Raw genomic sequence first — 12,411 nt, forward strand, 5'->3', positions numbered from 1 at the left:
AAAGTGAGGCCAGACGCCTCACCTCAAATTCAATCATACTAACACCTGAACGCGTAAATGCTGAGATAATTTTTTCGCTTTTAGGCTGCTTAAGCATTGGCTTCTTTTAGTCGCCCATAAAGGAGATAATCGACAGAGCTCAGCTCGGCCAAATTACGACAATTTAGCGCACACATAATGAAACGCAGCTCTTCTTTCCAGCCATTAATGACAGCAACTGCTTCCTCATGCGTATGGGTTTCAACCAACTCTAGGACCACCCGAGATAGGCCAACTGCCCGCGCCCCCAACACAAAAGCTTTGACCATATCTAGCGGATGACGAATACCACCTGAAGCTAAAATCTCTACTTCTTTCATCAAAGGAGCAGCATTGAGCAAGCATTGGGGAGTCGTTTGCCCCCATTGATTAAGATAAGTGCGCTGACTGCCTCGCTGATTTTCAATATAAGCAAAAGAGGTGCCGCCACGGCCTGATATATCGACGGTTTTAATACCTAAATCACGGGCATAGGCTATGGTCTTCGTATCCATACCAAAGCCAACTTCTTTAAGTACGAGCGGAACAGGAATCTGATCCACATAGTCTTTTAAGTGCTGACGCCATGAGCGAAATTGGCGCTCTCCCTCAGGCATTAGCAGTTCTTGCATGACATTGATATGGACCTGTAAGAGCAAAGGGTGCATCTCTGCTACTGTACGTAACCCCAAGGCAACTGGCTTATCTAAGCCAATATTTGTAGCCAGTAATAAATCAGGCGCTAGCTGACGCAAACGATAGGACTGATCTTGCGGATTTTTTAAAGCAGCACTGTATGAGCCTGTCACCATCATAATGCCTGTGGCTTGGGCAAGGCGGGCTAACTTTTGATTGACGTCGAGTGCCTTGGCACTGCCACCGGTCATCGCATTAATATAAAAAGGAAAGGCAAAATCATGCCCTGCAAAGTGGGTGGATAAATCAATCTCTGCCACATCATATTTGGGTAAGGAGGCATGAATTAATTCTATCTCATCAAAAGCGTTATAGGCTGAGTGATAGGCTAGAGCATATTTGATATGGTCATCTTTTCGATTGGTCATAAATTTCCCCATTTCTCCTGATAAAGAGGCTGAATACCCGCTTCAGTCCATTGTTTGCAAATAGCTTGGGCCGCGTCATCATCAAAAGCAAAAGCTATCCCACAATCGCCTCCACCAGAACCAGATGATTTTGCAACCGCACCATTTGCTTGAGCAATTGCCACCAGACGCTGTAAAGCGGGATGATAAATAGCTGGATCTAAATCCTGCAAAGCCTGATGGAGTTGCGTAATAGCTTTGATAAAGGCTGTTTGATTGGCCGATTGCAAAGCAGCCAAACAGCTATCACTGGCTAGTTGCGAAGTCTGCAAAAAAGTTGGGGTCATCTGATCCCTGACCTGATTAACCATATGCTGAGAAATCGCAGGCTCTTGTGTCCAGCCCACCAGAAAGTGTGTCCTAAGCTTAGGGCTAAGCCGTTCAATGTGGTAGCCCCAATTCAATCTAAGAATCTCTTCCAAGGATTTGACCTGAATGTGCTCTTGTAGCCATTGACGATCAAAAGAAGTATAAACGATGAGATCACTACAAATAATACAGGCAAGATCGCCCATAGAACCATTGTCCCCATTTTTCAACAAAGTATAAGCAGCTAATTTGAACAACAAATCATCAGATAAGGTTAATTGATAAAAGGCCGCCAAAGCTTTGAGAGTTAATACAACGACACTACCACTAGAACCAATGCCAAATTTTTTGCCCTTCTCCCCTAGCTGGCCGCTAATCGTCAACCTAAAAGGCAGGAGCTGACAGTGTTTTTTTTGCAAAAACATGGCCATGGTATGAATCGCTGATTGGACTAAGGCATAGCCTTTATCAGGCGTCATCCCAACAGTATAATCAAACATATCTGAAGTCAAGCTAATACTAGGTGCTGGCTCAATACAGGCCGTCATTTTAATCGGTATATAGTTAATAATCGCCCTTTGCCCTGGGATCAAGATAGCATACTCACCCGTAAGATATAACTTGCCGCCCGTTTCCACCTGATAACGTGTCATCTTATAGTTCCTTTGTTTTAGACTTAATAATCGTATAATCCTTTGCTAATGCCTGAGCGACAGCTTCTAGGTCAGCTTGCTGACACAGAACCTTTACATTTGGACCTGCATCCATAGTAAAATAGCACGCTAAGCCCTGCGCACGCAATTCCCTAACCCTGTCCATAGCCTGATAAGAAGCTGGGGTTAAATAGGAGAAAGCCGGTGAAGCTGTTTTGGTTGTCTCATGCATGGCTAAGGCATTTGCCTCAGTTAATTGACCAACTTTTGCAAAATCATTGGCCTTTAAATAGCCAAGCATTGCGTGATAGTCTTGGTCAGATTGCTTGATCCAGTGTGAAAAACTAGTTGACGTTTCTGCACAACGCTGCATTCCCTCGCGGCTTGAAATGGCTTTTTTAGCATCATCAAGAATAATCACCACCATAGCGAGCTTAAGATCAGTTGGCACTCGGAAAATAGAGCCTGTCTGCTTTTCCCATGCGGCAACTGGGCCAAAAAAGGAACGTGAAGCAGAGCCTGAAGCAAATTTTGCGCATTGGGCCAGCTCCGCCTGGCTCAACCCACAATCAAACAAGTCATTGCAAGCTTTGACTAGGGCAGATAAACCACTCGAACTCGATGAAAGCCCTGCTGCTGTTGGCATAGTATTGGTTGTTTCGACTTTAACAAAAAGCTGCTTATCTTGTCGGTATTGATCAATGATGGCCGAAATTTTAGCATGCTCTTTTGGACTTTGCACTTCTCCATTAATCAAAAAAACATCAGCAGTGGCCGTAGCATCAAGACAGGTCAATCGCGTTTCTGTATACAAATCTTCCAAGGTTACAGAAATACTACTTGTTGATGGCGTCATCTTTTGAGCATCAGCCTTGCCCCAGTATTTGATGAGCGCAATATTGGCATAGGATTTAACACTTACAGTTTTTGGATCCACGAGTTTACGGCCCCTTCTTCTCTTAATTTCGCTTGAATGCTTGCTGCACTGGCTTGATCCTTAGCAAGAGCAATGATACAGCCACCTAAGCCACCACCAGATAGTTTAGCGCCCAGTGCCCCCTGCGCTTGTGCTACTTGCACCAGATGATCGGCTTGACCCACACTGACACCAATGGCCTGTAAACAAGTATGGGCCTGTGTCATGGCTTGACCAATGGCTTGGCAATCCTTGGTTTGTATCGCCCCTTCAACCAAGTTTGTCAAACGGCCTAACTCTGCTAACACGGGTAAATTTGCCTCTTCAAACTGCGCCACCTTGTTAACTGCCTCACGGGTGTGGCCATGAATACCTGTATCAGCAATGACTAAATATGCCCCTAAATCAATAGTAAGGCTTTCAAAACCAATATTACGAATAAACTTAATAGCCTGATCACTCAGACAGGTCTTAGCATCTAGTCCGCTAGGATTTGTATGAGCAATAATTTCGGCTTTATTAACTAAAATTTCCAGCAAATGATCTGATAAGGTTTTCCCAAAATAGTCATATACCGCACGAATCGCAGCAATTGAAACAGCAGCCGAAGATCCCATCCCACGTTTTGGTGGAATTTGGGAAACAATGTGGTAGGCTATAGGCTCCTTCTTTTTGCCTAATTCTTCAAGCGCTGCGTAGACTGCTGTTGCCAAAGGGTCATAAAAATCAAATACCAAAGGTTTATCGGCTGGAACTATCTGGCATTCAACTTCAATTGTTAGTAAGGGTAAAGCTATAGCAGGATAGCCATAAACTACGGAATGTTCACCCATCAAAATTATTTTGCTGTGGGCCTTTCCCACACCTATTTGCTTTGTTATCATCTTATTTTTCGATCATTTCATTTTTGATTTACCTTACTATTTTACATGTCTAATGGCAATTTGTCACGTATTCTTACCATAACTGCTAGATTTAGACGGCTAAACTATTCGTAGGGCAAATCTGTATGTAGCAAAAAAGCAGCATTTCGCAAGGTTGTGAGGAAAAACAGCACGATTTAGGTTCCTAGCAAAATATATCACTACAGTTTATCGCCAAAATGTGCCTTCCTCAAAGTACTTTTTCATGATTTTTAACAAACTAAACTCTCTTTAAAAGCCAAAACATACGTTTATTACGAACTTTATTCGATATATGTCATTTTTTTAAAGAAATATCAGATAAATAGCGATCATTAGCTTGCTTATTAGCCTTATTCATTGTAAAATTTAATAGTAACATCATATTTTTCAAATTTAGGAGATTTTATGAAAAAGCATCTTGTGTTAAAAAGCAGTATTTTAGGTTTTGCAGCCAGCTTATCTGTCTTGACAGGAGCAGCTCACGCTGACCAAGTTGATGTGCAACTCCTAGGAGTTAATGACTTTCATGGTGCCCTAGATCAAACAGGCACCGCCTCTATGCCAGACGCAAAAGTCGCAGGAGCCGGTTCAGCTGCTCAACTGGACGCTTACATGGATAAAGCCGAAACTGATTTCAAATCAACCAGTCCTAACGGGACAAGCATTCGCGTTCAAGCTGGTGATATGGTTGGAGCTAGTCCTGCAAATTCTGCGCTCTTACAAGACGAACCAACTGTAAAAGTCTTTAACCAAATGGATTTTAAATATGGAACGCTTGGCAACCATGAGTTTGATGAAGGCTTAGCTGAGTATCATCGCATTATGACAGGTACAGCGCCAGCAGCAGATTCTTCTATCAATACGATTACTAAGTCTTATGACCACCAAGCTGCTCAACAACAAATCGTCATTGCCAACGTCATTGATAAAGCTACAAACCAGATTCCTTATAATTGGCAACCATATGCTATTGAAACTATTCCTGTTAATAACACATCCGCCAAAATTGGCTTTATTGGCGTTGTTACTTCTGAAATTCCAGATCTTGTCCTTAAACAAAACCATGAAAACTATACTTTCTTAGATGAAGCTGAAACGATTGTACACTATGCCAAGATGCTGCGCGCCCAAAATGTCAATGCTATTGTCGTCTTAGCTCATATCCCTGCAACCAGCAACAAAGAAGGTCAAGTTGGAGACCAAGTTGCTATGATTATGAATAAGGTCAATCACATCTATCCTGACAACTCTGTTGATGTGGTTTTCGCAGGTCATAATCACCAATATACTAACGGAACTATTGGCACCACACGTGTCGTACAAGCTCTCTCCCAAGGTAAGGCCTATGCTGACGTCCGTGGACGATTAGATACAGATACTCAGGATTTCATCACTACGCCATCAGCTACCGTCACAGCTGTCGCACCAAAAATATTAGCAGGCAGTGCAGAAGTTCAAGCCATTGTCGACCAAGCAAATGCCATTGTTGCACAAGTCACCAATGACAAAATCGGTACAGCAGCTACCAGTGCTTCTATTTCACGCGAAGTCAACCAAGACATGGAATCGGCTGTTGGTGATTTAATCACACGCGCCCAATTAATGGCTGCCCGCGACTCCTACCCGGATGTTGATTTTGCCTTCACAAATAATGGCGGTATTCGTGCTGATTTGGTCGTCACTGATAACCAAACCATTACCTGGGGTGCCGCACAAGCAGTCCAACCTTTTGGCAACATTCTCCAAGTCGTTGAAATGTCCGGTCAAGATATTTACAACGTCCTTAACGAACAATATAACGAAAACCAACGCTACTTCCTACAAATGGCTGGCCTACGCTATACCTATACTGATAATCCAGCTGGTGATTCAACAACACCATTTAAGGTCGTTAAAGCCTATAAAGAAAATGGTCAAGAAATTATTCCAAGTCAGACTTATAAAGTCGTTATCAATGATTTCTTATTTGGTGGGGGTGATGGCTTTGCAAGCTTCCGCAAAGCAACCTTGCATGGAGCTATTAAGCCAGATACCGAAGTCTTCATTAATTACATTAAGGACCAAGAAGCAGCTGGCAAAAAGATTTCGTCACACCTAGCTGGCACTAAAACTTATGTTAAAATAACAGTAGAAGGCTCACAAACCAGTGATGCCAACGGAAAACACGATACAATGACCCGTATTTTCCGTGATCGTACTGGACAAATTGTAGGTACCGAACCCATTTCAGAACTCTTCACTCCAAAAGCTGATCATAAGCTACAAGTCTCTCAACAAGCACAAAGTTTAGCAACACCGCAAACCAAGTCCCTTAGTCCTATGGCTCGTGCCAACCAAGCGGCTGTTACTAGTCAAGCAACCCTTCCAAAAACAGGTTCTAAACAAGGTAACGTGCTTTGGGCTAGTCTACTTGGCTTATTGAGTCTAGGATTTGCAGCCCAGCTTAAGAAAAAAACCAAAGCTTAAAGGCACATCTGTTCAATCCTTCCAAGTTAACTGTTAACTGAGACAAGCTCAACGACATACATGTGCTATGCCAAGCAAAAGTTTAAATGCTAAGCAAGACACGGACTTAGACGATTATTAAGCAGCAGACAGTCACCCAACTATTTCTGCTGACCCCTCTTATGACAGTACTGCTCTTAATGATGCTCCTAAGGCTTGTAGCATTAGCTTTTCATATCACAAGCTTATCTTATGGCGAGCAAAACAGCCTAAATAACAAACTGCCGGTACAGACCCTTTACTAAGGTAAGAAGGGCTTACCGGCAGTTTTTGTATTTCACGATTAGAAGCACATAGCTGCGCGAGCCATTGGCTCTCTTTTGGGGCTCAAAATTTTATTATCCACTTTTTCACTATTTTTTAAAGCCCAAATAGCATCGTCTATATAACCTAATAATTTTCTTTTATCCATAGAATCAGGTATATCATTAAGTACTGCTTCTCTAAAACTTGATATTTTTTGTAAGGCAGTTTCTAAAAATTTTTTATCTTCCATAACAATAAACCTCAAGGTATAGGATTATGTATATCCCCCCAGAAACCTGCCATATTATTTGCCACATTATGAACAATATTTCCCCAATTAACTTTACAATTACCATTATTCATATTAGTAGGAGTATATGGTTTTCCAACTTTACAAATAATATTATTACTAACAGAACTAAACGGCGAATACCACTAAGCAGCATTAGCTGTTACAGTAAAACCTAAACCAAAAAATAAACCAATGAACATGGCAATAAAAACTTTTGTAACAGATCTTCTCATAATCTTACTTCTTCCACATTAACTTAATTGTGATTTTAACACCTTCAATATACTCCTAATCTCTAAAAATACAAGACTGTTTTTTAAAATATTTTTGTAGCATAATGGAAGTTATAAGCAACAAAATAAATATAAAAAGCCGCCTTCTAAAAAACGATTAGTTTAGATCAATTTATTATTGTCTAACTAATCGTTTTTTGTCGCATCAAGATCAAGTAACCACGGATTTAATTCTCATTTTAACAGGTCATCAGGGAAATTATTGAGGTGAGAAAAACAAGTCTAAACCTTCAAAATTAACTCTAGTCCACTCTTTAATAAAGGGTCTAATCATGATTGGTTACCTATTTTTACGCATAAGTACAAGGAGCGGCTCTAATCTAAAAAGCAAGAGCCGCCTTTTGGCCGCAACCACCATCAGACTGCTCTTTTCCTTGGGATTAACATCAATAGGACCTCACATCCTAGTGTGTCATCAGCAAGCACGCTAGGAAGTAAGGTTCTAAAACGACCATACTCTTAAACAACTCCTTGCGCGTGCATAGCCTTGGCCACCTTTAAAAAGCCTGCGACATTCGCACCAAACACCAAATCACCTTCCTTGCCAAAATGCTTCGCAGCAGCTGAGGACTCCTGGTAAATGGTTTGCATGATTGTCTGCAATTCAGCATCCACACTTTCAAATGTCCAAGTCCTACGGCTAGCATTTTGCGCCATTTCCAAGGCAGAAACAGCCACACCGCCGGCATTAGCTGCCTTAGCAGGAGCAAAAAGCACCTTGGCTTTTTGAAACACGTTGATTGCCTCAAGTGTACTTGGCATATTGGCTCCTTCTGTGACGGCAAGCACACCATTTTCCACTAACATTTGGGCGTGCTCTTTTGTTAGTTCATTTTGGGTAGCACAAGGAAAGACCAAGTCTGCTTTTATAGACCAAATGCTGCCTTGATCAGCAGGGACAAACTGGGCACCAGGATGGTTAGTTAAATAGTCTCTAACACGACCACGCTCAACCTCTTTAATCTGCTTCAAACTCGCCAAATCAATGCCCTTTGGATCGTAAATATAGCCTGATGAATCAGAAACCGCAAGGACATTTGCCCCTAATTCTTGCAACTTTTCTACTGCATAAATAGCCACATTGCCTGAGCCAGATACAAGTGCAGTCTTATCAGCCAAGGTTTCACCTTGTTCGGCTAACATTTCTTTTGCAAAGTAAACGGCACCATAACCAGTGGCCTGCGTTCTAGCCAGAGAGCCTCCATAACTTAAGCCTTTTCCTGTAAGGACACCAGCCTGGTAACTATTGAGACGCTTGTATTGTCCAAATAAATAGCCAATTTCTCGCGCTCCAACGCCAATATCACCGGCTGGAACATCTAAATCCGGCCCAATATGCTTTTGCAATTCTGTCATAAAGCTTTGTGCAAATCGCATGACTTCCTTGTCTGATTTTCCTTTGGGATCAAAATCAGAACCGCCTTTACCACCACCGATGGCTTGGCCTGTCAAGGCATTTTTAAAAATTTGTTCAAATCCTAAAAATTTAACAATCGACTGGTTAACTGAAGGATGAAAGCGTAGGCCCCCTTTATAGGGTCCAAGAGCTGAAGAAAATTGAACACGGTAACCACGATTCACTTGAACACGATCCTGATCATCAAGCCAGGGGACACGAAACGTAATCACACGTTCCGGTTCAACCAAGCGTTCCAATAAATTTTCCGCCATGTATTCTGGGTACTTATCAAAAACAGGGACTAAGGAAGCAAACACTTCTTCTACTGCTTGTAAAAATTCTGCTTCATGTGCATGGTGACTTTTGACGTTCTCTAAGACCTGAGCCACATATGTTTTCCCATCAATCATTTTCAAACCTCGCTTTTTGTTTTATATTCAAGTTCTTATTAGTATTATAAATTGTCAGAATATTCTTGTCAAATCTTGATAACGGCTACTGCTTTTTCGTTGACCAGCCAAATTAAAAAGTGCTCACGCTTTCTTGAGTTCAAAGTAGGTGTTCATTTTATTTCATTTGCTGTGTGGTGTTGATCAATCAATCTGACGGAGCTCCTATTTTACCGGCTAAATACTATTTTCTGAAGCTTAGTAGTAGTTTTAATGTCATCTGGTAAGGTTTATTCAGAAAGCTCACTAAGGTAATCAAAGCGAGTATATTTCTCAAGGAGTCTGTCATTGGCTTGATCGAGTTGGTGTTGTAACTCAGCTAAACGTCCATAATCACTGGTAAGATCATTCATTTGATCAGTGATTGTCTCAATGTCTTGTTCGATTAACGCAATATCAGCCTCTATGTTTGCCCATTCTTGTTTTTCAAGGTAAGACATCCGTTTCTTATTTGTTTTTGTCTGTGTTTGTTGACGAGCTGGGGCAGCTGTTTTTAAGTCCGTAGAAGATGAAGACATTTCTTGTAAAAACTGACGCTCATCTAAAAATTCACTGTAGTTACCAAAGTATAGTTTAATGCGGCCATTTTCAATCGATAAAATCTTATTTGCGACCTTATCTAAAAAATAGCGATCATGACTGACCGTAATAACCGGGCCTGCAAACTGTTGCAAGAAATTTTCTAAAACTGTCAAAGTAGCAATATCAAGATCATTAGTTGGCTCATCCAAAAGTAAAACATTGGGCTTTTCAATCAGGAGTTTTAAGAGATAGAGCCGCTTTTTTTCGCCACCTGAGAGTTTACCAATCAGGGTTCCGTGGCTAGCCCTCGGAAATAAAAACTGTTCTAAGAGATCACTAATGCTAGTCGTCCCAACCTTTGTTTTGACCTCATCTGCCACTTCTTGGAGGTAGGAAATAACCCGCTTGTTATCATCCATGTCCCCAATTCCTTGCCTAAAATAAGCAATGCGAACCGTTTCACCAATGCTAATCTGACCCTTGCAAGGTTGCAAATCACCATTAATCAATTGTAGCAAGCTTGTTTTCCCAACACCATTATCACCAACTATGCCAATCCGATCTTGATTTTGAATCAGTAAGCTAAACTCCTCAAATAAAGGTGTTGCATCATAACCAAAGGAAACCTGATCAAAGCTAATCACTTTCTTACCGATACGGCTTGTTTCAAAATGCAATGTCAGCTCCTTGGCCTGTTGATCGTTACTTACTGCCTTTTGTAACTCATGAAAACGATCAATTCGGGCTTGCTGCTTGGTGGCTCTGGCCTGTGGTTGACGACGCATCCAGCTTAGCTCTTGTTTGTATAGTTGTTGATTTTTATGATGTGTTGCAGCTTGTCGCTCATCTGCTTCTGCTTTTAAGCGTACATAATCCTGGTAATTACCTTGGTATTCTGTCAACTGAGCTTGGTCTAACTCAAAAATCCGGGTCGCCAAGGCATCCAAAAAATACCGATCATGGGTAATAAAAAGAACGGTTTTCTTACTGGAAATCAGGTAATGGGTCAGCCATTGAATGGTAGCACTATCTAAATGATTGGTCGGTTCATCTAAAAGCAAGAGGTCAGCATCATTAAGCAGGGCTTGTGCTAGTTGAACTCGACGGCGTAAACCACCTGATAACTGACCTACTGGTTGGGTTAAATCATGAATGCCTAATTTAGAAAGAACGGTCTTAACCTCGCTTTCAATTGTCCAGGCAGCTGTGCGGTCCATCTCTGAAATGAGCTCTTCTAACCGTGATTGATTGGTCTGCTTGTATTGTGACATTAGTAATTCATAGTCACGAATCAAGCGCATTTCTTCGATATCTGCTGACAAAACGGTATCTAGCACCGATGCCTGATCATCAAAATGGGGTGTTTGCGTCAAATAAGCTATCTGATAATCATTTGATTTGATAAAAGGCGAAACATCACCATCATAACCAAGCTTACCAGCAATCACATCTAACAGGGTTGTTTTACCTGTGCCGTTGACACCGATAATGCCAATCCGATCCAAAGAATGCACAATAAAGGAAATATCTTTAAAAACGGTTTTATCGCCGACACTTTTGCTCAATTTCTCAACAATTAAATCACTCATTGGCTAACTCTTTCTTAACAAAATTAAGGATAGCTTCTTTGGTATTAGCCAAGTCACCATCTACTATTTTTTCTTCTATTTGTTTGAGGATATGGCCTAATTTTGGACCAGGTTGAATTCCAAAGGTTTGGATTAAGTCTCCCCCCTTAATGACAATCGCATGCTTATCGTAAATCGTTAGTGCCTGATAGAGCTGATCAATCGCCCTAAAATCAGTGGACAAGCCTTGGGCATGCCGCAAATTCTCTACTAGCTGGGCTATTTCCTTGCCATAATGGTAGAGATCAGCCTTGCTTAGTGCCCTCTTTGTTCTCAATTGATACAAGGCCACCATTTGCAAAACGGCATTTTGAAACTCATTTGAGGTTTTCCAGGCCTTAAGAAAAGTTCTGGGCTCAGCAATTTTCAAATACAAAATGAGCGCCCCCCATGCTTGGACATCATTTTGGAAGCAAAAATCAGGGCCCAGCTGATCAATCATCAGCAAACAGGCCTCCTTGGCCTGCTCAAGTCCAGGCAAATAGTGATGAGCACAAGCCTTAAGCAATTGTTTAAGTCCCTTTGTCCAGGCTTTAGCCAGCAAGAGTTTATCAAATTCAATAAAAGAACGTTCAACTGAAATTTTAGCTAATAATGGTGCATGGCTAACCATAGCTTGATAAGTAGACGCCTCAATGTCAAAATCAAGTGTTGCTACAAAACGAAAGCCACGCATAATACGTAAAGCATCTTCTTCAAAACGTTCTTGGGCCTTGCCCACAGCTCGTAGCTTTTTGGCTTTTAAATCGGCTATGCCAGAAAATTTGTCAATCACAGTGCCATCACTCGCTAAGGCAAAGGCATTGACTGTAAAATCACGTCGCTTTAAATCTTCTTCTAATGAGCGGATGAAAGCAACCTGACTTGGTCTGCGGTAATCAACATAGACGTCTTCTGTTCGAAATGTCGTGATTTCATATTCATGATTATTTTCTAGAACCAGCACAGTACCGTGTTCAATGCCAATATCAACCGTCCGTGCAAACAACTGTTTGGTTTCATGAGGATAAGAGCTTGTCGCGATGTCAACATCATGAATCGGCCGTCCAAGCAAGCTATCACGGACACTGCCACCGACAAAATAGGCCTCGTAGCCTGCGGCTTTGATTCTTTCTAAGATTGGTAAAGCCTCCTGAAATTCAGAAGGCATGGTTGTTAATTTCATTTAGTTTC

9 protein-coding genes are annotated in these 12,411 nt (G+C 41.5%); 1 reads left to right on the forward strand and 8 read right to left on the reverse strand.

Annotation, left to right across the window (positions count from 1 at the left end):
• Window positions 1-89: 89 nt before the first annotated feature.
• The 4 genes from fni to mvk are packed head-to-tail and all read right to left on the reverse strand — an operon-like array spanning window position 90 to window position 3,883.
• The gene (fni, locus tag GWD08_RS03795; RefSeq protein WP_159564307.1) at window positions 90-1,082 is read right to left on the reverse strand and encodes a type 2 isopentenyl-diphosphate Delta-isomerase; all 993 of its coding nucleotides are present in this window, start codon (window positions 1,080-1,082) and stop codon (window positions 90-92) included.
• Window positions 1,079-2,083 carry a phosphomevalonate kinase gene (locus GWD08_RS03800; protein WP_159564309.1) on the reverse strand — a complete coding sequence of 335 codons (1,005 nt, stop codon included), beginning with the start codon at window positions 2,081-2,083 and terminating at the stop codon, window positions 1,079-1,081. The genes fni and GWD08_RS03800 overlap by 4 nt, the downstream gene beginning before the upstream one ends.
• 1 nt (window position 2,084) lies before the next feature.
• Complete coding sequence (gene mvaD, locus GWD08_RS03805; protein WP_159564311.1) at window positions 2,085-3,020, reverse strand: diphosphomevalonate decarboxylase; 936 nt, start codon at window positions 3,018-3,020, stop codon at window positions 2,085-2,087.
• A complete protein-coding gene (gene mvk / locus GWD08_RS03810; RefSeq protein ID WP_408022826.1) occupies window positions 3,002-3,883 on the reverse strand; it encodes a mevalonate kinase in 882 nt (293 codons plus the stop codon). The genes mvaD and mvk overlap by 19 nt, the downstream gene beginning before the upstream one ends.
• Before the next feature lie 426 nt (window positions 3,884-4,309).
• Between mvk and GWD08_RS03815 the strand changes: the two genes are divergently transcribed.
• Window positions 4,310-6,370 carry a surface-anchored 5'-nucleotidase gene (locus GWD08_RS03815; protein ID WP_159564313.1) on the forward strand — a complete coding sequence of 687 codons (2,061 nt, stop codon included), beginning with the start codon at window positions 4,310-4,312 and terminating at the stop codon, window positions 6,368-6,370.
• 322 nt (window positions 6,371-6,692) lie between these two features.
• On the opposite strand, the gene GWD08_RS03820 is transcribed toward GWD08_RS03815, so the two are convergent.
• The 4 genes from GWD08_RS03820 to GWD08_RS03835 form a co-directional block, all read right to left on the reverse strand.
• On the reverse strand, window positions 6,693-6,905 hold the full coding sequence (locus GWD08_RS03820; RefSeq protein WP_159564315.1) for a hypothetical protein: 213 nt from the start codon (window positions 6,903-6,905) through the stop codon (window positions 6,693-6,695).
• 794 nt (window positions 6,906-7,699) lie between these two features.
• Window positions 7,700-9,049 carry an NADP-specific glutamate dehydrogenase gene (gdhA, locus tag GWD08_RS03825; protein WP_159564317.1) on the reverse strand — a complete coding sequence of 450 codons (1,350 nt, stop codon included), beginning with the start codon at window positions 9,047-9,049 and terminating at the stop codon, window positions 7,700-7,702.
• A gap of 269 nt (window positions 9,050-9,318) precedes the next feature.
• Window positions 9,319-11,199, reverse strand: a complete 1,881-nt coding sequence (locus GWD08_RS03830; RefSeq protein WP_159564319.1) for an ABC-F family ATP-binding cassette domain-containing protein — start codon at window positions 11,197-11,199, stop codon at window positions 9,319-9,321.
• Window positions 11,192-12,403, reverse strand: coding sequence for a CCA tRNA nucleotidyltransferase (locus tag GWD08_RS03835; protein ID WP_159543857.1), 1,212 nt, complete (start codon window positions 12,401-12,403; stop codon window positions 11,192-11,194). Before GWD08_RS03835 ends, GWD08_RS03830 begins: the two co-directional genes overlap by 8 nt.
• Window positions 12,404-12,411 lie beyond the last annotated feature (8 nt).

This window comes from Streptococcus halichoeri, from assembly GCF_009870755.1.
GTDB lineage: Bacteria > Bacillota > Bacilli > Lactobacillales > Streptococcaceae > Streptococcus > Streptococcus halichoeri.